The organism is Bdellovibrio sp. KM01, assembly GCF_013752535.1.
In the GTDB taxonomy this organism is placed as follows: domain Bacteria; phylum Bdellovibrionota; class Bdellovibrionia; order Bdellovibrionales; family Bdellovibrionaceae; genus Bdellovibrio.
Genome location: NZ_CP058348.1, coordinates 510,413 through 533,925, shown reverse-complemented (window position 1 = coordinate 533,925; position 23,513 = coordinate 510,413). Strand labels below are relative to the sequence as shown.

20 protein-coding genes are annotated in these 23,513 nt (G+C 46.1%); 6 read left to right on the top strand and 14 right to left on the bottom strand.

Going from position 1 to position 23,513, the window contains the following annotated elements:
• Positions 1–268: 268 nt before the first annotated feature.
• Positions 269–1,036, bottom strand: a complete 768-nt coding sequence (locus tag HW988_RS02720; protein WP_181607559.1) for a 3D domain-containing protein — start codon at positions 1,034–1,036, stop codon at positions 269–271.
• Between the two features lie 279 nt (positions 1,037–1,315).
• Between HW988_RS02720 and HW988_RS02715 the strand changes: the two genes are divergently transcribed.
• Entirely contained in the window at positions 1,316–3,979 is a 2,664-nt protein-coding gene (locus HW988_RS02715; protein ID WP_255490307.1) for an ATP-binding protein, read from the top strand.
• Here HW988_RS02715 and HW988_RS02710 read toward each other — a convergent pair whose 3' ends face one another.
• From HW988_RS02710 to HW988_RS02685, 6 genes are read right to left on the bottom strand one after another with little or no spacing between them, the layout of a single operon-like run.
• Positions 3,980–4,621, bottom strand: a complete 642-nt coding sequence (locus HW988_RS02710; RefSeq protein ID WP_181606115.1) for an ATP-binding cassette domain-containing protein — start codon at positions 4,619–4,621, stop codon at positions 3,980–3,982. It lies immediately after the preceding gene.
• Positions 4,593–6,053 carry an ABC transporter permease subunit gene (locus HW988_RS02705; protein WP_181606114.1) on the bottom strand — a complete coding sequence of 487 codons (1,461 nt, stop codon included), beginning with the start codon at positions 6,051–6,053 and terminating at the stop codon, positions 4,593–4,595. The genes HW988_RS02710 and HW988_RS02705 overlap by 29 nt, the downstream gene beginning before the upstream one ends.
• On the bottom strand, positions 6,050–7,090 hold the full coding sequence (locus HW988_RS02700) for a thiamine ABC transporter substrate-binding protein (RefSeq protein ID WP_181606113.1): 1,041 nt from the start codon (positions 7,088–7,090) through the stop codon (positions 6,050–6,052). Before HW988_RS02700 ends, HW988_RS02705 begins: the two co-directional genes overlap by 4 nt.
• Before the next feature lie 4 nt (positions 7,091–7,094).
• A complete protein-coding gene (locus HW988_RS02695) occupies positions 7,095–7,577 on the bottom strand; it encodes a DoxX family membrane protein (RefSeq protein ID WP_142698887.1) in 483 nt (160 codons plus the stop codon).
• Positions 7,578–7,590: 13 nt separating this feature from the next.
• Positions 7,591–8,241 (bottom strand): endonuclease III, encoded by a 651-nt coding sequence (nth, locus tag HW988_RS02690; RefSeq protein WP_181607556.1) that lies wholly within the window; start codon positions 8,239–8,241, stop codon positions 7,591–7,593.
• Positions 8,219–8,455, bottom strand: a complete 237-nt coding sequence (locus HW988_RS02685; RefSeq protein ID WP_142698886.1) for a ferredoxin — start codon at positions 8,453–8,455, stop codon at positions 8,219–8,221. The genes nth and HW988_RS02685 overlap by 23 nt, the downstream gene beginning before the upstream one ends.
• A gap of 158 nt (positions 8,456–8,613) precedes the next feature.
• On the opposite strand from HW988_RS02685, the gene HW988_RS02680 reads away from it, so the two are divergent.
• From HW988_RS02680 to HW988_RS02665, 4 genes are all read left to right on the top strand, one after another.
• On the top strand, positions 8,614–9,705 hold the full coding sequence (locus tag HW988_RS02680; RefSeq protein WP_181606112.1) for a GNAT family N-acetyltransferase: 1,092 nt from the start codon (positions 8,614–8,616) through the stop codon (positions 9,703–9,705).
• On the top strand, positions 9,702–10,652 hold the full coding sequence (locus HW988_RS02675; protein WP_181606111.1) for a hypothetical protein: 951 nt from the start codon (positions 9,702–9,704) through the stop codon (positions 10,650–10,652). Before HW988_RS02680 ends, HW988_RS02675 begins: the two co-directional genes overlap by 4 nt.
• A 62-nt stretch (positions 10,653–10,714) precedes the next feature.
• The gene (gene elbB / locus HW988_RS02670; protein ID WP_181606110.1) at positions 10,715–11,368 is read left to right on the top strand and encodes an isoprenoid biosynthesis glyoxalase ElbB; all 654 of its coding nucleotides are present in this window, start codon (positions 10,715–10,717) and stop codon (positions 11,366–11,368) included.
• 58 nt (positions 11,369–11,426) lie between these two features.
• Positions 11,427–12,515 (top strand): D-alanine--D-alanine ligase family protein, encoded by a 1,089-nt coding sequence (locus HW988_RS02665; RefSeq protein WP_181606109.1) that lies wholly within the window; start codon positions 11,427–11,429, stop codon positions 12,513–12,515.
• A gap of 625 nt (positions 12,516–13,140) precedes the next feature.
• On the opposite strand, the gene HW988_RS02660 is transcribed toward HW988_RS02665, so the two are convergent.
• From HW988_RS02660 to HW988_RS02630, 7 genes are all read right to left on the bottom strand, one after another.
• Positions 13,141–14,523: an aldehyde dehydrogenase family protein gene (locus tag HW988_RS02660; RefSeq protein WP_181606108.1), complete on the bottom strand. Its 1,383-nt coding sequence runs from the start codon at positions 14,521–14,523 to the stop codon at positions 13,141–13,143.
• 56 nt (positions 14,524–14,579) lie between these two features.
• Positions 14,580–16,133: a chemotaxis protein CheB gene (locus HW988_RS02655; protein WP_181606107.1), complete on the bottom strand. Its 1,554-nt coding sequence runs from the start codon at positions 16,131–16,133 to the stop codon at positions 14,580–14,582.
• Positions 16,133–16,897: a chemotaxis protein CheW gene (locus HW988_RS02650; RefSeq protein ID WP_181606106.1), complete on the bottom strand. Its 765-nt coding sequence runs from the start codon at positions 16,895–16,897 to the stop codon at positions 16,133–16,135. Before HW988_RS02650 ends, HW988_RS02655 begins: the two co-directional genes overlap by 1 nt.
• Positions 16,894–18,624 (bottom strand): chemotaxis protein CheA, encoded by a 1,731-nt coding sequence (locus tag HW988_RS02645; protein WP_181606105.1) that lies wholly within the window; start codon positions 18,622–18,624, stop codon positions 16,894–16,896. The genes HW988_RS02650 and HW988_RS02645 overlap by 4 nt, the downstream gene beginning before the upstream one ends.
• A 304-nt stretch (positions 18,625–18,928) precedes the next feature.
• Positions 18,929–20,440, bottom strand: coding sequence for a di-heme oxidoredictase family protein (locus HW988_RS02640; RefSeq protein WP_181606104.1), 1,512 nt, complete (start codon positions 20,438–20,440; stop codon positions 18,929–18,931).
• Between the two features lie 4 nt (positions 20,441–20,444).
• The gene (locus tag HW988_RS02635; RefSeq protein WP_181606103.1) at positions 20,445–21,533 is read right to left on the bottom strand and encodes an imelysin family protein; all 1,089 of its coding nucleotides are present in this window, start codon (positions 21,531–21,533) and stop codon (positions 20,445–20,447) included.
• A gap of 52 nt (positions 21,534–21,585) precedes the next feature.
• Entirely contained in the window at positions 21,586–23,004 is a 1,419-nt protein-coding gene (locus HW988_RS02630) for a hypothetical protein (RefSeq protein WP_255490176.1), read from the bottom strand.
• Between the two features lie 148 nt (positions 23,005–23,152).
• Between HW988_RS02630 and HW988_RS02625 the strand changes: the two genes are divergently transcribed.
• On the top strand, positions 23,153–23,491 hold the full coding sequence (locus HW988_RS02625; RefSeq protein WP_181606102.1) for a hypothetical protein: 339 nt from the start codon (positions 23,153–23,155) through the stop codon (positions 23,489–23,491).
• Positions 23,492–23,513: the final 22 nt, after the last annotated feature.

Sequence of the window (23,513 nt, the reverse complement as noted above, 5' to 3'; positions counted from 1 at the left end):
CATGTTTGCAGGAGACTTTGTCCGGGAGATCTTTTTTGAGGAGAGGTCCGCGGAAGCCCTAACGTGTTACGAATAACTTATCGACGAAGGTCTAGGAAACTTTAGACCTAGGTCTAGGAATTTTTTAGGGACCACCGAAAGTGCCTGATTTTATTGGCAATTGGTTAAGAATTTTTTTTCGACAAAGGTCTAGGAACACCTGGACCTAGGTAGGTAAATGTCTATAAAACTCAAATGCTTATGTTACACAAAGCCAAAGAAGTTTTAGTTATTCATGTTCAGAATCTGAGGTCTTTGTGCGGGAGAGAGTAGAGATTGTCTCGAGAGCCCGAATGACGACGACGTTTTTTAAACCAGGGTACCCCCGACGTTCTCGAGTGGCCGCTGCTTCTTCAGGAGTCGCCAGTCGATAATCAAAGCGCGCATAGGGATCACCAAAGCCTAAACGAGCAATGATGTTGTCTTTGTCCGCATGATTATAAAAACCGGTAAAGAAATCAAATCTTCCCTGTCCCAAGATCCGTGCGCCACGATCACGAATCACGACGTAGCCATCATGAGTACTGCCATCAGGCATCGGCGCACCTACTAGGCGTGGTACAAAAACCACATCTCCAACTTTGTAAATCGAAAGGTCCGCAGCGATAGTATAATAGGGATCTAAACAAGTGGAGTTCACTCCGTAACCGAATGGACATTTGCGCAGGTCCACTTCCACAAATCGAGGGATGTCTTTTACCCGTGAGTGATAGTTAAACGATCTCACGGAGCCCGCTTTATCAACAAAGCAAGAACCCTCTATCAAACATCGGTCAAAATCCTTGGAGCAAATCGTGGTCAAAATTTTTCCATCGGGTGTTAGCATATCTTTAAGCTGCTCTTGAGTGCATTTGGCGGCATCAAAATGCACCGTGGGCTTAAAATAAATCGTCGGCGACAACAATTCCGCATCACCTTCCATGACCTTCGTTTGGGCACACGCTGAGAAGTGAAGAATAAACACCATAGTGCTTAGTAATTTGCCTGCGGTTTTCATTTTCACGGTGCCTCCTCGCCCAATGATTATTTAGTAATAACCATACTTGCTCAAAATTTCACTTCCGTAGACAAAAGACAAATTACTATCTGAGAACGTTTTGTCTGCAGTGGCAAAATTGGCGTGCGTCATCCCCGTTACAAAAATCTAACAACCATAGAAAAACGACCTGTTTTCAGAGGGACAAATAACTACTCGTTGATTGATCTGGATTCACTCTGTATCACTGATACTAAGGTGACTTTACGTTTAAGAATTTTCCTTTTTAATCTCGTGTCGGTGTTTTTGGCCACCTTTGTCGTTGCTTTGATCGGTTTGAAAATCGTGGAGTCAACAATCGTCGACAGCACCTATGAACGTCTGACACAAATCCGTATCGCAAAAACCACAGCCATTGAAAATTACTTCCGCGATTTGCAGATGGCGATCAACCTGATTTCGTCCCACGAGCTGACCGATAACCTTTTGCAATCTTCCAGCGCAGAATCTTTTCCAGAATTCCGCCGCTTATTGGACAACTACGTTTTGGATTTCAATATTTACGACATGGCTTTGATCGATCCCGAAGGTCGAGTTCTGTACACCACTCGTAAAGACTTCGATGATGGTATTTCCGTATTCGATGAAACACCGGGCACAGCAAAACTCAAAGATCTATTCAACTGGGCCCAAAAAGCACAAGAAGGCTCCACGCTGTTTCTGGATTTCGAAAAAGATCCGGTCAGTGTCAAATTCACGACGGGCTATGTCGCCTCGCCTATTATCCGCAGCGGAAAATTTCTGGGAGCCGTGGTTATCAAGATTTCCATCTCTGAAATCGATCGTATTACCAGTGATAACTTTGCCTGGGCGACACATGGTATGGGTCAAACTGGTGAAACGCTGATTTACGGCGAAGACTGGAGCTTGCGTAATACCGGTCGCTTCCGTACAGAAGATGTCGAAGGTCCACAACCACCAACAAACACGCCTGCCAGCAACCGCGGTGACGAGGACATCAAGAAAATTGAAAACCTCAGCGAGGTGCGGGAACTGGGAACGGACTATCGTAATCAAAAAGTCATTCGTTCTATCGGTAAGATCTATCTTCCGAATGGTGAGCTTTGGTACATTCAAACCAAAATTGACGAGAGCGAAGCCTTTGCGGTTTTAGACCGTATCGCAATTGCATCGAGTGCGGCTGCCGTCCTGATCTTTATCCTGTTCTTCTTTGCGACGTTCGCAGCGACCGGAAAAGTGGTCGAACCGATTCAGCTTTTGACAGATCGCCTGGAAAAACTTGGTACGAGTAACCTGACTCAAAAAATCAATTACCAGTCCCGTGATGAAATCGGGATGCTGGTTACCAAGTACAATCAGTTGGCGGATCGTCTCGAGACCACGACCGTATCCAAGGAATTCCTGGATAGCGTTATTCAATCCATCAAAGCCTTCCTTTTCATCGTAAAAGTCATCCACCATGATGACTGGCGCCAGTCGTCTTACATGATTTCTCAGGCCAATGAGTATGCTTTGAAACTTTTGGGACTTTCCCCTAATCAAGTTTCTCAGGTGGATTTAAAAAATCTAATTCATGCCCAGCCAGAATTTAAAAACTACACCTGGCTTTTACAAACCCGCCACAGTATCCAGGCCGAGATCACGAACGTTGATGGACACCGTATTCCTATTCTGATGAACTGGGCGGCTTTGCCGAACAGAACTTCGAAAGATCTGACTTTCGTGTTCGTCGGAACAGATATCACAGATCGTATCCAAAGCGAGCAAGCCCTGATTCAAGCCCGTGAGCAAGCGGTCAAAGCATCTCAGGCCAAGTCGGAATTCTTGGCGCGTATGTCCCATGAAATCCGCACCCCGCTGAATGCGATTATCGGTATCACAGATATTCTTTCAGAATCGGATTTAAAACCGGAGCAGGCGCAATTGGTTCAAGTTTGCGCGAACGCCGGTGAAAATCTTCTTTCCTTGATCAATGATATTTTGGATATCTCAAAAATCGAAGCCCGCGAAGTTCGTATCGAGAAAATCGCCTTCGATTTGATTGCAACGACGAAAAATATTTGCGACATCTTGAAACAAAAAGCAGCCGAGAAAAATCTGGATTTCCATCTTACCGTGAATCTGGATGGCGAACGATCGCACATCATCGGGGATCCAACACGTTTACGTCAGATCCTGTTTAATTTGATCGGGAATGCGATCAAATTCACTCAATCTGGAGAGATCGCTGTCACAGCAGAGTTTGAAGACGAGACTAAAAAGAATGTTCTATTCCAAATTCGCGATACCGGTACAGGTATCCCTAAGGACAAGCAGCATCTTTTGTTCCAAAACTTCGTTCAGGCCGACAGCTCAATCACTCGTAAATTCGGGGGCAGCGGCTTAGGACTGACGATTTCGAAAAACTTAGTGGAGCTCATGGGTGGTAAAATCTGGTTTGAAAGCCGCGAGAACCAGGGAAGCACTTTCGCCTTTACAGTTCCTTATATCCCGACAGATTCCGTGGTGGAAGCACCTCGTCCATTTGAAGAATCAAAAGGAATTCCGCAAATCGCGCAGAATATCAGCCGTAACGGTCGCATCCTGATTGTCGACGACACCGAAGACAACCGCTTCTTGTTATTGACGTATTTAAAGAAATTCCCATTTGATATCGTGCAGGCAGAAAACGGTGCCGTCGCCGTTGAAAAAGCCACGCATGGAAACTTTGATATTATCCTGATGGACATTCAAATGCCGGTGATGGATGGCTATGTTGCTACTCGCAAGATTCGCGAATGGGAAAAGACCAATCACCACAAACCGGTCCCAATCATCGCAGTGAGTGCGAATGCCATGGCTGAAGATATTCAGAAATCTCTGGATGCTGGATGCACAGAACACCTAACCAAGCCCGTTAAGAAAACAGCACTGCTTGAAATGGTTCAGCGCTACACCATCTAATTAGCTTTCAGAAATAATCGATCCGTTGCGGATATAGAACACCTTATTCGCAAGGACTTCGATATCTTTTGGATCATGAGTGACCAAAAGGGTCGGAATTTTTTCAGCCTCTATCACCGCTTTAACTAGGCGACGACTGTCTTCACGAAGTTCCTGGTCCAAGGCTGAAAATGGCTCATCCAATAGAAGCAGACGTGGCTCACCCATCAATGCTCTGGCGATGGCGACACGCTGTTTTTCGCCGCCGGAAATAATCGAAGCAGAACGATCCAGAAAAGACTCCATTTTCAAACTTTGAGTCAGGTCTTTTAATCGAGTTCTGACTTTTTCTTCGGGAATTCCGCGCGCACGGGCCGCAAACAAGATATTCTCCCGGGCTGTCATATGGGGAAACAAATCCAAGGTTTGAAACACAACGCCCAATCGGCGATCTGGAGTTTTCAGTTTCGCCAAATCCTGACCATCAAAGGTCCACTTCATTCCTGGGCAATCTTCCAATCCCAAAAGCATTCTAAAAGCGGTGGTTTTTCCAGAGCCGGAAGGACCTGACAATACGGTCACTCCCTGATCCAGGATCTCCCAACGAGGAATATCAATTTTGAAGTCACCATAATCACGGCGTAAATTTTCGACGAAGGACACGACTTCCCCCCACACACAAAGCAAAACAAATTATTCCGGCAACGATAATCAAAAGACTTAAAACCGTTGCCTGATTCAGGCGATAACTCGACATCAAAGTTTCCGTCATCATCGCAATACTTAAATCACGATGCGCCAGAATACGTGAAACCGCAAAATCTCCACAAGCCCATACAGCACCAATGCCCGCAAGCACTCCTGCCTTGGCAGAAATCTGCGGAAACATGACCTCTTTAAAAATTAGCACCGGGGACGCCCCCATCGCATACGCCACATTCAATTGAGAATCCAAGGAGCGCAGCTCACTGTCCCAGCCCATGCGAAACAAGCCGTTCAAACTAAGAAGTACCAGCGCGACAGGTATTTTAATAAACGGAAAGATACCTTCATTGGGACTTAAAATCAGCAGGCAAAAACAAGCCAACGACGTGCTAGGCGCCACATATCCATTCAAAAATTTGTCGAACCAGGGTTTTGGCCAGCAAAAGGCGATTAGCATCAAACCGGCATAACAGAAAATTCCGACAGTCATCCCAATCAGAATACTTCCCACAAAACTCCAGGCCAATGCTGACTGGTATTCATACAGCGTCGACATCATTCCAAAGCCCGCGATAAGGCCCTGAACATAGCCTGTTAAATACATCAAAGAAATGGCAACAATGATTGCGATCCCAGTCCGAGTGCGAAGCAAACTTAAATTTGCATAGCGCGTGGCTGTGCTGCCTTTGCCGCGACCCACGATCAAAGAGAGCCCAAAAATAAACAACGACTGCAAAGCAGCCAGGAAAACCGCGCCACCCCAATCACTGGACAGGCGGATCTTTTCATAGATCAAAACTTCAATCGTCGTGCCCTTGCCACCACCGACAATTAACGGAACGGAAAAACTGCCAAAGCAAACGACAAAGATAAACAAACCCAAAAGCCAAAGATCTTTCTTAAGCATCGGCAGCAGTCCCTTGGAAATAAACTGCCAACGGCCCGCGCCCTCAACATAGGAAAGCTCGGCCACCCCACCGACTTTGCTTTCAACAATGCTGGTGAATAAAACTGCAACCAAGCCAAAGTTCATCACTGTGTGAACCAAGGCTATTCCCAGAACTCCCATCGGAAATGGGTCCACGATATTTAAAACCGAAAGCAGAATAAAGAGTGGTGGTAAAAAGTTTGGAACCAGGCACGCCACTTCCAAAACCAGGCGCAGGCGGCTTTTGCCTGGCGGAAAATTCAAAATCCCAAACGAAGCCCAGATTCCCAAAAACAGTGAGCATACCGAAGAAAGCAAAGCTTGAATGAAAGTATTTTTAAAAGCCCACCACAGCTCGGCCATATCCGGCAGTTCCTGAGGTCTGAACTGCGTTAGCAGAAACAGAAACGGAAACAGCAGAAATACAACCAGAGCTAGGCGAAGAAGTTTACGCAAACTCAATTGAGATTGCCTCGGCGAACTTCAGTCCAACGTTTTAACAGGCGGTCCACTTCGGCCGTCGGCAGGATTTCAAATCCAGGGACGGATTTATATTCAGGTACCGTCGCGAAAGGAGTTCCATCGCGAACGCCCTTCATCACGGGCATCATATAGTTCTTTTCCATAATGATTTTTTGGCCAGCCGGAGAAAGCATCAAATTCACAAATTTTTCAGCAAGCTCGCAGTGACGGCAAAATTCAGGAATACCCATGAATTCAAACTGCACAGGCAAGGGCTCAGCGAAGACGATGGCTTGATAGTCTTTCTTTTTCTCTTCGATTTCATGATAAAGCGGCGATGTCACATAAGAGTAAGCAAGTTTCGTCTGCTTATTAGTGAAAAGCCCATACGCTGCGGACCAGGTCGGAGAAAAGCTGTGAACCTGTGGCATCAACTTTTGCAAAAATTGAAAAGCCTCTTCCTCGCCTTTTGATTTCACCAACCAATACAGGAACTGCATTCCTGGCGAGCTGGTGCGAGGATCTTCCAAAGAAATTTTCTTGGTCAGTTCAGGGTCCAAAAGATCATCAATTTTTGCTGGAGTTTTCTTAAGCTCCCCTGTGCGCATCACAAAGGTCAAAGCGCCCCAGTCATAAGGGACAAAGAATTTATTCGCTAAAGCGGGTTTCACCACGTCATAGACGTTCAAATCACCCAAATTCATTTTTCGCCATTGGTGTTCCGCTGTTGCTTTGGAAATATCGAACTGATCAAGGCCGATCACCAAGTCAGCTCCCAAACTTTCACCTTCAATTTTCAAACGTTGAAGTAAAATTCCAGAGTCACTGCCCTCGATAAATTCCAGTTTGCAGTTACAGGACTTTTCAAACTCCGTCTTCAAAGACGGACCCGGGCCAAATTTTCCCGTAAAGGAAGAATAACCAAAAACACGCAACGTCGGCATCGACCCCGCGGAAGTATTTGTTTCCGTGCGGTTCAAAAGAGCCAGGAACAAACCTAAAAATACCACTGCAATAAAAACGATAAAATTTTTCATGAAATTACCACCAGATACCGCGGCGGCGTTTGAAGTAATAGTAATCCAATCCCAGACAACGGCCTGCCCCCACCCACGCCAGGATCAGGTGAATCGCCAGGAAAGTTTTGTAAAAGTCTTCGTGTCCCGGTCCCGAGATGAAAAGCATCGTCACGCACAAAAGCATCCCGATCAAAGCGATAGGACGAACAACATAACCGATGATATAGGAAATCGCGATTGCAAACTCCAAGCCCACGATGATGAAGGCCACTGTTTGCCAATTAGGGATCATCTGCGCACTCGCAAAAATTTTAAACCAATTCGGTGCATGGCTGGTTGGCAACCACTCTGCAATTTGATCGGCAATGCGTGGACGAGTTAAAAAATCGCCGCGATACTTTTGCAATGCTTGCTCTAAATAGTAATAGCCCAGAAATATTCTTAAAAAAGAAATGGGCAAAAGATGTCCTACGTATTTAACGCTCTCAAAGAATGAAACAAACATGTGATCATTGTGCCTAGACTCCGCGCTTCGGGCAAGTCGTCTCAAGGAAGCAGTGAGCGCAATCAGGTTTTCTCGCCTTACAGATAGCTCGACCATGTGAAATCAATAAATGCGATAACAAAATCCAATCGTCTTCTGGCACCACTTTGCACAAAATCTTTTCGATCTGCACAGCGTTTTCGGTTTTTACCCAACCCAGGCGATTCGACAAGCGTGTGACATGCGTATCAACCACGATGCCACTGGGGATATCAAATGCGTTACCCAAAACCACATTCGCGGTTTTTCGGCCTACCCCCGCAAGCCCGACCAAAGCCTCAAGATCCTGGGGGATTTCGCCGTCATATTTTTTCACCAAATCAGTGGCAGCAGACTTCAAATTCTTGGCTTTGTTTTTAAAAAATCCCGTGGAACGAACCAGGCTTTCTAAACTCCCCAAAGGAGCTTTCGACATGGCCAGTGGCGTGGGATATTTCTCGAAAAGTGCTGGGGTCACCATGTTCACGCGTTCATCCGTGCATTGTGCGGATAAAACCGTGGCGACTAGTAATTCAAAAGGATTGCGATGGTTTAGAGCGCAATGAGCGTCAGGATAATAGCGCTTTAAAAGGGATATAGTCTGCTCGAGAGGAGCTTTCTTTTTACTCGTCACCGTCGTTGCCAATTGCTTCAACTGGGCAGCCTTCGATGGCTTCTTTTACCAATTCAGCTTCTTCGGGGCTTTCTGGTTGCTTGGAGACGAAGGCGTGACCGTCTTCTTCGTGCATGGAGAAGTTCTTTGGAGCCGTCAAAACGCAGGCGTCGCAGGCAATACAAGATTGATCCACGAATACTTTACCCGGTTTATTTTCCGACCATTTTGAACCCTTATCAGCCATGACTTCTCCCTAATACGCCCTTAAATATAAGGCTTTACCCCCTTCTGTCAAACTGACCTTCCGGACTTGTGTCGCATTTTCAGGCCCTTATTTGTCGAATCACTGGGGTCCAGCCCCAAATCCCGGTATTCTAAAGGAGATTGTCAAAAGGAGGGTTCATGGAAGGACCACGCTCACCAAGGGAAACCGAGCTTCCCCAGGTTTTGGATTTTTTGAATAAAAAACTACGTTCTGAAGCTCCTTGGTCTATTGCTGCCGAGTATCCAACGGCGTTTACTCCTAACAACTTGCACAATATGCGCATTATTGCGGATGAGGAACGAGTCCTTTCTCACGCCGTATTGAAACCTCTTATTATTAAGTCTCCCCATGTGATCTATAAAGTCGCAGCTATCGGGTCGGTGGTAACGGATGATCAGCATCGTGGCCAGGGTCTTAGCACAACGGTTATCAAAGATTGCCTAAGATCTGCGCAGGAACAATCCTGTGATATCGCGATTCTTTGGACCGATCTTTTCGATTTCTATCGCCGCATGGGCTTTGAATTGGCGGGAAGCGAGATCAGCTTCGTTATTGAAGACAATTTCAATATGCCAATCAGTAATTTGACGTATTCAACTGACTCTAAGATCGCTCCGGATGCGATTTACCGCCTGTATTCACAACACTCTGTGAACTCGGTTCGTTCGATCGAAGAAACTCGTAAATTCTTAAGCATCCCGCAAACTCAAATCTATACAGCTTGGGAACCGAATGGTCAGCTGGCTGCTTATGCAATTGAAGGCAAAGGGATCGATTTGGGTGGATACATCCATGAATGGGGTGGCTCAACCAGCAAACTGCTTTCTTTGTTAAGCTTTATCCGTGCGAAAAAAGGAACGCCGTTTACAATCATCTGCCCTAAGCATTCCCAAAATCTGATTCGCGAACTAGAAACACACAATGTCACCAAGAACAGCGGCTTCTTAGGGATGATCAAAATCGTAAACTTTGAACAACTGTCAGCGAAAATCAAACGCGCTTTCCGTGCTGAGGGTGTTGCTGATTTCGTTTTGGAAAAACAGGGCGATCACTTTGTTTTTGGTATCGGTCAGGATTTATATACGATCACACATGAAACCGACATGGTTCGCTTGTTGTTCGGCCCGGTTGATTATCGCGCGATCGGCATCTTTAAAGAAGAAACTGTCGCTAAATTTGAAAAAATCATGCCTTTAAATCTGTGGGTTTGGGGTTGGGATTCAATATGAATAAAAATTTGCAAAGACTGCTGCCTAAAGTCTTAACTGTGGCAGTGGTCGCAGGCTCGTTGTCCTGCATGAAAACTCCAGATCTTGAAGACAAAGCTGTTCCCGCCACGGCTCAGGAAGTCAGCAGCTCTTTGGTTGATGGCTGGGGTTCCGTCAGCCCCCTGACAATGCTAAAAGGTGATTTCTTATTTCAAGAAACTGAACAACAAATCGATACCATGGATCCTCGCCTGGTTTTGCAAGAGGGCATCACGATATCCAATATTACGGAAACCACAGATCAATATGATTATACGTTTTTATATCAAACGGCTGTGATCTCGGGCGAGAATTCCTCACAGTCAACACGTGAAGATCACCGCTCCGTTATGAAAAGTAACGCAACAGATTCAAACCCTGTGCAAGCAGCCTCAAAAAAGAAATCGAAATCCACTGACAGCGCGGCTTTGGCAATAGCGAAATCCGTTTTAGCGAAAAAGAGTGATGTAAAAACCTTGGGTGACGATTACGAAATGACTTTGGGTTTTGAAAGAGTTTTGATGCTCGCAAACTCCTGTATCATGACCGATGACTTGCAAAAGTATTGCAAGGAAACGTTGAAAGTGGATTCTTGCGAAATCAAGTGCGCGAATCTTACTAAAACAACAGAAGTTCGTCCCGCTCCAGACCTTATCAAACAGCAATCAAACTGTGGTGGACTTCCAAACTGTCAGCTGAACGTTAAAAAAGTGACATTCGATTGGTCGATTCTTTTGAAAACTGGAACGACAACAGAAAAGCAAAAGGTGACTTACACTATTTCTATGACTCCGGATCTGCCCTTCCTGCCACGTGTCTTGGATTATTGTTCCCGAGGTCTTGTACAGATTCCGAATTCAACCACAAAAGTTTTAGTCACGGTGTGCAACCGTCTTAAGAATTTTCAACGTAACACCAGCCAGAACTAGTCACCACTTCATTGCCAACACTTACGACCTCCGGTAGAGTGAAATCTCCCGGAGGTTTTTTTATGAAAAAAATCGCAGTCGTTCTTTCAGGTAGCGGTTATTTGGATGGTTCAGAAATCACTGAAACAGTCAGCTTGTTCATCGCCTTGAACCAAGCCGGTGCTGAAATCACTTGTTTTGCTCCCGACATCGATCTTGTCGAAGTCGATCACATTTCAAAATCTCCAACAGGTGGCAAACGCAATGTTCTGACCGAATCTGCGCGCATCGCTCGCAGCAAAGTTAAATCCTTGGCCGAGCTTCACGCAAAAGATTTTGATGGTTTGGCATTTCCGGGCGGCTTCGGTGCCGCAAAAAATCTTTGCAACTGGGCTGAAAAAGGCGCCGCTTGCGAAGTGAATCCAGACGTGAAACGCGTGATCCTGGAATTCTTTGAAGCCAGCAAACCAATCGGCGCATGTTGTATCGCCCCGGTGCTATTGGCGAAAGTTTTGGGCAAGAAAAAAGTCACGCTGACAATCGGTGACGATGCCGCCACAGCCGCAGAGATTCAAAAAACCGGCGCGCAACACGAAGAATGCCCGGTGGACGACTATATCTCTGATCGCGAAACAAAAGTGGTCACAACGCCTGCATATATGTACGGTGACGCAAAACCAAACGAAGTCTTCGCAGGCATCTTCGGTTTAGCACATGAATTGGTGGAGTGGGCGTAATCCCACTCTCCGACTTCGCTCCCTTTCTAGAATGTTTTAACTCACGGACGGACTTAAAATGAAAAAGACAATCGCACTTATTTTCGGTGGTAAATCAGCAGAGCACGAAGTTTCCCTTCGCTCCGCTAAAAACGTAGCAGACGCTTTGGACAAAGAAAAATTCAGTCCGATCTTGATTGGTATCAGCTCTGATGGAACTTGGTACCGTTTCCCCGACATGGCGGTCTTTTCTCAAGTAACAAAAATCGACGACAAAGCCTTGCCACCAAATGCCGAACCTGTAGCCATGATCTGCGACCTGGGTAAACCGGTTCTCTATTCATTGAAAAATGGCACAAAAACTTCCGTAGACTGCGCCTTCCCCATCATGCACGGAACAATGGGCGAAGACGGAACGATTCAAGGCATCTTTAAAATGGTCAACATCCCGTTCGTAGGTTGCGGGGTTTGGTCTTCAGCAGCCGGCATGGACAAAGCGGTCATGAAACACATCTTGGCCGACGCAAAAATTCCAAACGCACGCTACATGTTGCTAACGCCATACAAAAACAATAACTACGACGAAATCGTAAAGAACCTGGGCACTCCATTCTTTATCAAACCCGCAAACGCCGGCTCATCCGTAGGCGTCCACAAAATCAAAACAGCAGAAGACTTCAAAGTAAAACTACAAGACGCCTTCCAATTCGATTTTAAAGTCCTGGCAGAAGAATTCATCCAAGGCCGCGAAGTAGAATGCTCGGTCATGGGCCACAACCACGCCCCAGAAGCCTCCCTACCAGGCGAAGTCATCCCCCAACACGAATTCTATTCCTACGAAGCTAAATACATCGACGACAACGGCGCCTTATTGGAAATTCCAGCAAAAATCCAAGGCGAAACCCTACAACGCCTACAAGACATGGCCAAAAAAACCTATCAAGCCATGGGCTGCGACGGTTTAACCCGTGTGGATTTCTTCCTAAAACCAACGGGTGAACTCTACATAAACGAAATCAACACAATCCCAGGCTTCACAAAAATCTCCATGTACCCAAAAATGTGGGAAGCAACAGGCCTGGCATACAAAGACCTAGTAACGAAACTGATCACGTTGGCTTTCGAGCGCTACGAATCAGAATCAAAACTAAAAACAAGCTACCTATAATCCCCACCCCCTTCTCAATCTCTAAAAAAATAAAAATGGCGCGAAGACCTCGCGCCATTTTCATTTCCAAAATTCTTCTCCCCAAATTCTCAAAAGAAATAGTTGTCGATAAAAAAGAAAACAACAAGGAGAGTCTCCGCGCTTGGGGGCCGCTTCGGCTAGGGCTGAAACGCAGCGACCTCCGTCGGCGCACGATGCGCGAACCGGCGCAGCCGGCGACGGTGAACCACGGATGGTGTGTCGCGGAGTTGCAGCCCTAGCCGAAGCGGCCCCCAAGCGCGGAGACTCGACCCAAGCCTGTGAACGCTTCTTGCAGCGGCACACTATTGCTTCCTGCATGGATGCAGGACCAAAGCTCAAGGATGAGATAAAAAATGGAAGAAACGAAGATCAATTATTTCGAGAAAACTGATAGTCCTAAACACCGCGAGTTTATAATTTCCCAAAACAATTGCATACTTTGCGGCACCGTACTCGAACTCAGACACGTGTCTGATCGCAACGTTTCCGAAATTACTGAGGAAGCATTTTGCTCTCATTGTGATGTCAAAACTCGTGCAAGAACGCACATTTTGAACTAAATCGCGTCAATTAATCGACGGGCCATTTCGTCACAAAATTGACGTTATGGCGCCATCGTCAACTTTTTTACGTCCGAATAAAACGATCCCGCCCAAGACATATCAGTGATTCCAAAGCTTGATTGCTTAACACCGAACACCGTGGCGGGCTCACTCACCAACCACTTATTCAAAGACACCAGGCCCACATCCAACTTTTCAGCGACCTTGGCAAACTTCTCTTCAGGTCCCCATACGATGGCAGAATGACCCAGATAGGCCGTGTTCGCCCACTTGACTGCTTCATGTTGGTATTTAACGGAAGTTTCCAGGAACAAAGGCGCAAATAATTCATCCTGTTGCATGACGGAACAATTCGGAAGATCTGCCATAAATGTGGGCTTAACGAAATTCCCAGATTCATCCGCTGAAGGTCGCGCAAAAACTTTTCCGTGCTCAGAAATGCCAAAGTCAGTTTTTTGATTCAAAATCTCGGCGCGATCTTTAGAAATCAATGGCGTCCAGATGGAATCCCCTTCTGGGGACGTCAAAGGCTTCAAATCTGCCAAAAAATTTTTAAGCTCTTCATTGAATTCCTTGGCAAAAGAATCCAGAACAAACAAACGAGTCATATTCCAACACATCTGACCTTGTCCCAACAGGAACGGCGTCATGATCTCGGCCATGCGATTCTTAAAGTCAAAATCACTCAGCACAATCGCTGCGTTTTTAGCACCGCCACTCAGCTGCAGCTTTTTCATCTGTGGAAGAGCTGCCTTGGCGATCGCTTCCATCGTCGAAGATTTGCCCGCAGCAGTGATGGCACGAATCCCAGGATGACCAGCGATAATTTGTGCAACGTCTGCTCCACCATTTAAAACTTGCACCAAACCGACCGGAAGTTCGATAGCTTTAAACGCTTCACCCAAAATTTTTGCAGTGATGGGTGACTGTTCAGATATTTTAATGATAACAGCATTACCCGCCGCCAATGCTGGCGCCAAGCGCTCGGTCACCAGACGCAAAGATAAACTCCATGGCGTAATGATTCCAATCAACCCTGAAGCTTTAACGACTTTACCGGCAGGCAAAGGTTTCACCAAATCACTCGCCGTTTCGCGAAGGATCGAAATTGAAACCTGAACACTATTTTTTAAAACGAATTTTTGCGAAAGTCCCTGATGAAGGGCTTCCTGATAAGCAATCACGGCAGCGTTCTGTTCAAAATATGCCGCCAGCTTATTCAAAAGCTCTGCACGGAATTCAGGAGTGGAAGTTTCAAAAGCCGCCAAAGCTTTTTTAGAACTCTGCAAAGAAAGAATCACATCCATCGCATCGGAATCAGAAACCGAAGCCAAGGACGAACCATCAAATGGAGAGTATTTATCGAAAGTCTTCGAATTTCCGGAAGCCTTAAACTCACCCGCAACAAAATTCAAAATCTCCACCGCGACCTCCCAACTTCGATAAGCTATCAGCCGCAGTGAAAATACTTTTAGTGCGGTTAATAAAGGTTTTGGTTACGGTATTGCATCAAGTACGCAGCCAAAGCTTCAGCTTTTAATACCTCATCTGCCACGCCAAGCTCAATCGCTTTTTGCGGGCCGTAAGGGAACTGAGCTTCTTCCGGATGCTGTACGACGCTTGCACCACCAAGTTTTTGCACTTCGGTCAGGCCGCTAACGCCATCAGTACCAAACCCACCCAATAGAACCGCAAAGACACCTTTTCCAAAGGAGTTCGCGGCAGACTGGAATAGGACGTTACTGGAAGGCAACTGAGACGCCACAGGTGCGCCTTTTTCAAGTTTCAAGACAGGACCTTGGGGACCCGTAACAATCTTTCCGTGATGTTCTGACGGAATAAAGTACACATGACCCATTCTTAGGAAATCCCCATCCTTACCCACAACCGGCGTGACTTTGGATTTCGCTTTTACTTTAGAAATATATGCCGTCACGAAATTCGCAACCGTACTGCAAGACACCACCACTGGTGGAGTATCCGCTGCAAGATTTGCAATAAACTGCTCCAAAGCATCAGCGCTGCCAGCATTACCGCCGACCACAACAACTTTAAGCTCAGCTGCACGACGAACAGCTGTCGTAGGAACAGAAACACGCGCTTCTGGAGCCGGCGTTTCTTTTAACTTCTTAATCACATTCACAGAAGCTGCTGCACGCACTTTCATAACCAACGTTTCAGCGAGTTCCTTTAAAACTTGCGGATCAAACTGAGAAGGCTTATGAACAAACTCCACTGCACCCAAATCCAAAGATTTAAGTGCTGCCTCCCCGGTGTTCGCCAGAGAAGAAACCATCACCACCGGAATCGGGTGATGCTTCATGATTTTTTCCAGGAACATAACCCCAGACATCTTTGGCATCTCGATATCCAAAGTCATCACGTCAGGTTTCTTATTAACGATCAAATCGCGGGCCTGATAAGCATCAGCTGCTGCGCCCACAACTTCCAAACCACTGCTGGTGAAGATTTTAGAGAACAAAGTGCGCACTGTGGCCGAATCATCCACCACCAATACTTTCACGCCCTTAGCCACGGCCAAAGGTTTAAAACCAGACACGTCGACAGGGCTGTCGGCCCCGCCTTCTTTAGTTTGATTGTGCAAAACATCCGCAGTAGCCGTATTGAATTTAATAGTGCGCGCAGATTCGCCACCCACATTGCGATCAGTTATGGGAATGCCCATTTCACGCAACATGCTCTCGGCAAGTTCAATGTTACGTTTACCGATGGCATCTCCCAAAGAAGACACACTGATAACATTTCCACCACCATAGACCTTCGCCTTCAATTGCGAGCGATTAGCACCCAGCTTGACGCAGTCTTCGACCAACATTTGGATGGCATGATTACCATAACGGGAGTTCGCACGCTCATTAGGCTGGGCATCAGGTAATAGATAGTGATTTAAGCCGCCGATACGTGTTGTCGGATCATAGATCGCGACTGCAACACAAGACCCCAAAAGAGTAGAAATAACAGTTTCTTCTTTAAAAGCCGCGTGTTTACCAGGAAACAAATAATGTGAATTCATTAAGCCACCAATTTTTCAATATCGAGTACCATCACACTGTGCTCCTCTTTAACGAAAAACTGCTTGATGAAAGGTGCCGTAAGCATCGTGGGATAATCACTTAAGTTTTGCATATCTTTGTCTTTAAGACTTAAAAGTTCATCAGTCTCTGTAACTTGTAATGAAAAACGTGTACCGACATGCTCACAGATGACGTAATAGAATTTATTCGTGTTTACAGAATGAAATCCGTATGATTTTAAGTCAATCACCGGAACTGCTTCGCCCCTAAATGGGATCACTCCGGCCAAACCTTCACGTAGGTCCGGCAACGGAAACAAAGGAAGCGACGAAGTGATTTCAATCACATTATTAATAGGAACCACAAATTGCTGGCTCCCAGTTTTACAATGAAGGAAAAGAGCTTCGCGACTGCTTTGAGCGACCAAGGGAAACTGCAAAGCAAGTTCGGTGCTGTCCTTACCATCAACCAACAAAGCAGTGAGATACTTTTGCAAAAGGCTCAACGCCTTAATCATCTGCTCGGCAGAATCCAAAGAATCTGTTTTTACATTGAAATCAGTTAACCAAGCTTCTAATGAAGTAAATTCGTTGGATTTGGCATCCACCACCCAAGATTCTGCCTTCTCACGAATCTCGATCGTCACTTTCTGCAATGTACTTTCATCAATCAAATCGATGAAAGATTCCACTTCTTTCAAAGTGGCATCCAGGAAATACTTTTTCAGCTCGACCGTAAAATCGTCACCAAAGAAGTCGCTCATGCTGCTGCCTCCAAAGTTACGGATTGGCTAAGCATAGCCAGGATTTGCTCGGGATCAACGATGTAAGTGATTTTTTCGTCAGCCAGGATGGAGAATCCTTTAAAGCCTTTTTGGGCCTTGATGATTGCACCAAATCCTTTAACAACCAGATCTGTTTGAGCTTCCACGCGATCCACCAGCAAAGCGATAATTGAATCTTTGATTCTGATAAAGATCGCGGTGTGATTTACGAAATCAGATTCCGGCAACAGCATTCGCCCCTGACGGATTTCTTGATAAGTCATCAACGGAACCGTCTGGTTATGGAACTGACAATAACGGAAGTGTTCTACGTAATTTAATTGAAGGCTGCTGCAAGAAGTAATATGAGCTACCGAAGTCAATGGCACTGCCACCTGGAAGTTATTCCAGCTTGCCACCATCGCCGTCTCTACCAAAATATGAGAGATCGCGGGATAGACCAGGGTAAATGTTGTGCCAGCACCCATTTGCGTGGAAATTGAAATGTGACCACCGTACTTTTCCACCAAGGTGGAAACAACGTCCATCCCGACACCACGACCCGATACCGTAGTGATTTTCTCTTTGGTGGAAAATCCCGGCTCGAAAATACATTTATAAATCTCTTCATCCGAAATGGTGGCCACGTCTTCAGGTTTCACCAGTTCGTTGGTGATCGCTCTTTGTAAAATTCTTTCGCGATCAAGGCCTTTACCGTCGTCTTTCATTACGACATAGACGGCGCCATTTTTTTCACTCATTTCGATCGTTAATTGGCCAATGGAATCTTTACCGGCAACGGCACGCTCAAATTGGTCTTCGATCCCGTGATCGATAGAGTTTCGCACCAGATGTACCAAAGATTCAGAAATATCTTTGGCCAGAGATTTATCAATCAGGAAATCCAAGCCCACCATCTGCAACTGAACTGTTTTATTAAGTTCCGTGGCTGTCTGCCTGACCAGAACTGGAATGCTTTGGAATGAATCCTCGGCCTTTTCTTTACGGATAACCTGCAAATGAGACTGGAATTGATCCGTGATCTTTGTCAGATTTTGTGAAAAGTCGCTTTGACGGCGCTCGAACAACTCGGGTTGCGAGCGGAAATTCACCGTTTGATTCATCATCGAGAAAAAGTTCTTTAAAACCAAAAGCTCGCCACTTAAGCGCAACATTTCATTAAGCTGCTTGCTGGACATCCACACACCGTCTTCATCACCCGAAGCGATGTTCGGTTTAACAGCGGCTCTTTTGGTTTTTCTTGGCGCCACACCCGAAAACTCAAAACCATTATACCGAGTGATTGTTTCAATCACCTCGCTAAGCTCTTCTGGATACATATCGCGTTTTTCGCGAAGGGCTTCCGCCAATTGCTTCATCAAGCGCGAGCTAAGCAGGAATAGATCAATGCACTCTTTCGTGACAGTTTGGGATTCACGCTTGATTCGATTTAGCAAAGCTTCGAACTCATGCGATAAAGAGGCCAATAACTGTCCACCTGGAACAGAACCCACGCTGCCTTTGATTGTATGAACTTTGCGGAATAGAACATTGATGTGTTCAACGTCGTTTGGAGATTCTTCCAGACGCATGATAAGCGAATCTAAGCCGTCCAAAATTTCTTTCGACTCTTCAAAAAAGACGCGCGCAACCTCTTCGATTTGCTCAAAGTCTATCAGCCCAGAAAAATCTGGTATATCATTCACGCCGTTTTGATCGTCACTCATGCTGTGAATTTATCGGAATATCGTATATTTAAGAGAGGCTTAGAACCAAAATGCGAGGACCAGAAATTTCGCACCGAAGGTGCGCCGTCCAGAAATAGGAAAGGCGGCCTTTTGAGCCGCCTTTAAATGTGCAGAATTCTTTCGAATCCCTGGCGAAGGTCGAGTCGGCTAAGAAGCCGCCACCCCCGCCTTGGTTATGTCACATGTTTTAACCATAAGACCACCCCCTTCCCAGCCCCAATAGAGGCTTTCCACTATAGTACCTGAGTCGGAGGATGACTTTCCACTGTTTGGAAGTCCTGTTTTATAAAGAGCGGATAAATTGAATCAAAGCGATACGATCATCTTTCGGAAGCTGAGTGAACTTAGTTTTAGAGTACTCCGCCTCTCCGCCATGCCACAAAATCGCCTCTTCCAAAGTACGCGCGCGGCCATCGTGCAAGAATCCCGCACGTGGATTGATCGTTTGAGTTTGTCCCATCCCCCAAAGAGGGCGTGTTTTCCACTGATTCCCCGTCGCATCGAAATCTTGTCTGCCGTCAGCCAATCCAGGTCCCATGTCATGCAAAAGCATATCTGTGAATGGATAGATTTTTTGATTAGCAAAAGCAGAAATCTCGTGAGGACCTGTTACGAAACTTGGGTGATGACAGCTTGTGCAGCTGGTTTGGTGAAACAAATTAGCGCCACGGATAACCACAGGATTTTCAACGTTACGACGTGAAGGAACAGCCAATGTGCGAGAATAGAATACCAGGTCATCTGCAACTTCTTTAGCAGCCTGAGGCTCTGGAAGAGGTGGACGAGACGCCATAAATTTATCGTACAATGCTGTGCCCGCGATACTTTCATCTGGAAAAGCATAGTTCGTAACACCGATATCACCGCGCAAAGCGCCCAAGGATTGGTGGAAAACTGTCGGCGTATTGTTTTTTAAACCAAAGCGACCCATAGAAACTGGGTACGCATCACCTGCCATAGATTTTTGAATATCAAAAACCATGTTCACTTGACCATGAACACCTTCAGCAGAAAGATCGCGCGCGGCTAACGCACGGATGTCAGATTCCTTGATCGCCTCAAGCAAACCCAAGCCGATCATCGGAGTGCCCATGCGAGGTCCCATTTTTACGTCTTTCTCAAAAAGACGGCTGCGCATTTGGCCAGTCACAGAATCAAAATATTGATCATAAGGAGACGTCACCGTGAAGATGGGTTTACGAAGCTCGACCGTGCTGCCATCTGGATAAGTGAAAGATGATTTTTCAAAACTCATCCATACTTGAGCTTGCCCCGCGCCCTCAAGATCTTCACGCAAACCATATGAACCCAAGTGGAACAATTGATCCGAGAAACCTGGAACGGGAACTGGTGCACCCCAGTGGTTTGCAGCAGATTTAACTTTCTTGAGGCCATCTTCGATACTGATACGCAAGAAAACCGCTTCGTTTTGACGAAGCAAAACTTTTTCCTGACCGATCGGCAAAACTGGCAAAGCACCGCGCCCATCTTTAGCGTGGCAGGCGTTGCAATTCGTGTTGTTGTAAACAGGCCCCAAACCATGGTCAAAACGACCTGGATCATCGGAAAAATTTCTCTCAAAAAGAGCATCACCGGCCATGTGGCGGCGAACTTCTTCTTCAGACAAATTTGCCGCAGGATTGCGGAATGCCTGAATCGACTCTCTTTTGAAAATCACTGTCGTGTCACCGCCCGACATAACTGCATTAACGTAGTCCATATCGATGGCTGGAGCCGCCATCGCAGCTCCGCTAAAAAACAATTGAATCGCTAAAAGTAGAGTCGATTTTTTCATATGACTATTTATCCACCAAAGGAAGAACTTGTTGTTCCAAAACCGCGTGAAGTTGGTTCAATGCTTGGATCGCCTGCTGAGCGCGTTGACGACCATCTGGAGTAAAGATCGCCTGACCGAAATCACCACCACCTGCAGGGCGAATCGCTTGGATCAATTGCATGCAACCCAAGATGTGTTGTTCAATCTGTTGAGCCAATTGCGGATCGTGACGCTCAACCAATGCTTTTACTCCCGGACCTTGAGACGTTCTGTATGTACCCGTGTAAACTGAGTAGATAGAACGGATATTGAACGTAAAATCGTTCAAAGAGTTCCAAGAGAATGGTGATTCAACCAATGCCATATTTGCAGAGTTGATATCGCCACCCAGTGGATCCGCGATTTTACCATTTGCCACTTCATCAGCAATCGCCATCATGCCTTTTACAAGCTCTTCCAACACAGCCGCTTCAGATGTGTAGAATTGATTGTTCCAACCTGGCTGCGCAAGAATTGCAGAATAGCCTGGAGAAGACGCATCTTCTGGATTCCAACGGTTCGTCCATGCGTATGCCAAAGCTGCCGCATGCTCCATTTCAACTTGTGCCGTCGAAGAAAGGTATTCGAATTGTTTTGCTGTAAAAGCAGAAATAGGTTTTGTGTTGGAGTGAACTCCGTCACCAAACAATAGATATTCGATCGTGTGGAAACCTTGAAGGTTCGTACCCAAAGAACGAATCATCTCAGGAGTGATTGTTCTGCCAGAAGCCAAAACTGCATCCAGATCCAATCTGTTCAAAGGCCAAGTATCAAGCATTGGATCGATACCCAAAGAATCCACAGGTCCGAACAAGAAAGCTTCAGAAGCTTCCCACGGCATACGAGCTCCGCGCCATGCGTTTTGCGCTTGAGCCAATGTTGCTTCGTTCGGGTTTTGAACGAAAATGTCGACAGCCTGTTTCAAAGAAACAGTCGCTTGTGCAAGCTCAACATAGGTTGCTGTGATCACGTTGTAAGACACGTGAGTGATGATTTCCTGGTTCGATGCAGCTGAAGCCTGACCGCCAATTACTAGCGCTAGGGCTGCTGTCATTAACTTAAGAGCTTTCATTTATTCTCCTGTTCAGACTTTGATTTTCAAAGACTGAGATTTATTAAAAAAACTAATTAAATTTTGCGATATCAAAACCAAACGCCAGACCGAACCATTTCGTTTCCGGCATACCAATCAACTCTGTGCGGTCTTCAGCGTATTGGAACTTCATGAAAGCACCTTGATCCCAAGCCCACATAAGACCCGCCGATGAACGAGTCCAATCGTAACGAGGGTATTTAGTGATGGATCCTTGGACTTCATCAAACGTGTTCACGTGCTCCCAACGAACGTAAGGAACCAATGTATTGTCGTCGAAAATATCGTAGGCAAGTTGTACGCTGTCCAAAACCGCTTTGTGTCCCAATGGCGCGAATGATTTCGGTTTAGCCAAGCCACCCAATGTGGAGTTCGCCAAAGCTACTTTGTCAGAGTTTTCCAAAGTACCGCGCAAAGATTCGCCAGTAAGCTGGAACTTCCAGATACGGTAATTCACAAGCAATGACCAGATTTCAACTTCGGCGCTGACAGTCAGTTTGTCTTTTTTGTAGCGGTTGTTTTGAGAGTTGCCATTGTAGTAAGCAAGACCAACGCCCGAGCCTTTCGCAACACTTCCGAATTCAAGAGAAGCCACAGTTGCCAAGTCATCTGCGTTCACGTTTTCGAATTGACGTTGGTAACCACCGCCCACCCAAGAGTAAGAACGGAAGAACTCAGAATTCAAACCGCTTACCAGACCCAAACGTCCAGTGAACTTCCAGATTTTCTGTTCAGCCTGAACACCCAACTCGTTCCAGTGGTAAGGAATCATAGCGGCTTCCACATCGGAAGCTTGGATAGCATAAAAACGGCTAGGTTTCTCAAGGATTGTTCCAATTGAGATAAACAACGGGAACTTCCCGACTTTCAAAACACTATCCGTAGTAGGGAAAGATTTTTTATAAACGAACTCTGGGAGCGCAACCTCCCCCCCCTTTTCAACTTCGGTTTCAAACTCACCGAACTCTTCAAACGGGTCAAATTCCATCGCCGTTCCAACACCACCGTGTTCGATTTCAACTTCGAATTCGATTTTGCTTGTAGGTGTTAATTCGTAATTACCTTCGAAGGCAATTTCTGCCAGGTCCATTTTACGACGGTTGTATTTTGTCAGGTCATTCACGGCTTTAAACGTCTCTGCCTGAGAGAACGTAAAGTACCCGTATGATTTAAAACTGAATTTTGGGAATGCCTTAAGATCTTCAGCTTTCGTCACCATCACGGTCGACACAGGGGCAGATTTTTCCGCTTCCATGTTGGTTGTTGGTTCCGGTGTACCACCAGGAGTGGGTGAAGGAGATACGCTAGGCGAAGGAGCTGGAGCAACGACCTGAACGGCTGGAGTCACTTCATTAACAGTTTTCTCTTGGGCAAAGGCCTGCAAAGATAGAAGAAGGGAAAGGGCTATAACACGCATAATCAATTTTAGTTCTCCGATGGCGGCAGTCATATATTCGGCCTTCACAAACGTCAATTTGGGTGCCCTAAGAACCATTGAGCTGAACGCTAACTGAGAATGAGTTGAGAATAAAAGATAGCCCTGTGTAATAAAGACAGGCTCCAACGGAGATGGAGTCAGGATGTTCTAGGAGGAACGCATGAAATCACTAGCTTTGGCTGCATTGATTCTTACAGGCACTGTCGCCCACGCGGCGGATCTGAAAGTAGCCTGCACAGTTACTGAAAACAACGACAAGCAATTGGAGACGGTCATCAAGCCTGCTCTGAACGGCTACGGTAAAATTGGTGACATCGATGGTTTCAGCTTCCGCATCCGCAACAACGACGGCAGCCGTGTATCTCTAGAAATTTTTGATATCCCAGGTGAAGGCCGCTACTACGCCGACGCAACTTTAGTAAAAGCTGGCGATTCAGTTGTGAACACCATCTGGAGAAGAGACGTCCTGCTAGAAGTAAGCTGCCAAATCCCAGAATAAAAGGTACGGACACACTTTGTCC

Excerpts from the sequence above, each read along its gene's own strand:
- HW988_RS02695 (WP_142698887.1), bottom strand. The coding sequence starts at position 7,577 with ATGTTTGTTTCATTCTTTGAGAGCGTTAAATACGTAGGACATCTTTTG.
- HW988_RS02685 (WP_142698886.1), bottom strand. The coding sequence starts at position 8,455 with ATGGCTGATAAGGGTTCAAAATGGTCGGAAAATAAACCGGGTAAAGTA.
- HW988_RS02655 (WP_181606107.1), bottom strand. The coding sequence starts at position 16,133 with ATGAATTCACATTATTTGTTTCCTGGTAAACACGCGGCTTTTAAAGAA.
- HW988_RS02640 (WP_181606104.1), bottom strand. The coding sequence starts at position 20,440 with ATGAAAAAATCGACTCTACTTTTAGCGATTCAATTGTTTTTTAGCGGA.
- elbB (WP_181606110.1), top strand. The coding sequence starts at position 10,715 with ATGAAAAAAATCGCAGTCGTTCTTTCAGGTAGCGGTTATTTGGATGGT.
- HW988_RS02665 (WP_181606109.1), top strand. The coding sequence starts at position 11,427 with ATGAAAAAGACAATCGCACTTATTTTCGGTGGTAAATCAGCAGAGCAC.
- HW988_RS02700 (WP_181606113.1), bottom strand. The coding sequence starts at position 7,090 with ATGAAAAATTTTATCGTTTTTATTGCAGTGGTATTTTTAGGTTTGTTC.
- HW988_RS02635 (WP_181606103.1), bottom strand. The coding sequence starts at position 21,533 with ATGAAAGCTCTTAAGTTAATGACAGCAGCCCTAGCGCTAGTAATTGGC.
- HW988_RS02625 (WP_181606102.1), top strand. The coding sequence starts at position 23,153 with ATGAAATCACTAGCTTTGGCTGCATTGATTCTTACAGGCACTGTCGCC.
- HW988_RS02720 (WP_181607559.1), bottom strand. The coding sequence starts at position 1,036 with ATGAAAACCGCAGGCAAATTACTAAGCACTATGGTGTTTATTCTTCAC.
- HW988_RS02680 (WP_181606112.1), top strand. The coding sequence starts at position 8,614 with ATGGAAGGACCACGCTCACCAAGGGAAACCGAGCTTCCCCAGGTTTTG.
- HW988_RS02650 (WP_181606106.1), bottom strand. The coding sequence starts at position 16,897 with ATGAGCGACTTCTTTGGTGACGATTTTACGGTCGAGCTGAAAAAGTAT.
- HW988_RS02675 (WP_181606111.1), top strand. The coding sequence starts at position 9,702 with ATGAATAAAAATTTGCAAAGACTGCTGCCTAAAGTCTTAACTGTGGCA.
- HW988_RS02645 (WP_181606105.1), bottom strand. The coding sequence starts at position 18,624 with ATGAGTGACGATCAAAACGGCGTGAATGATATACCAGATTTTTCTGGG.
- HW988_RS02630 (WP_255490176.1), bottom strand. The coding sequence starts at position 23,004 with ATGACTGCCGCCATCGGAGAACTAAAATTGATTATGCGTGTTATAGCC.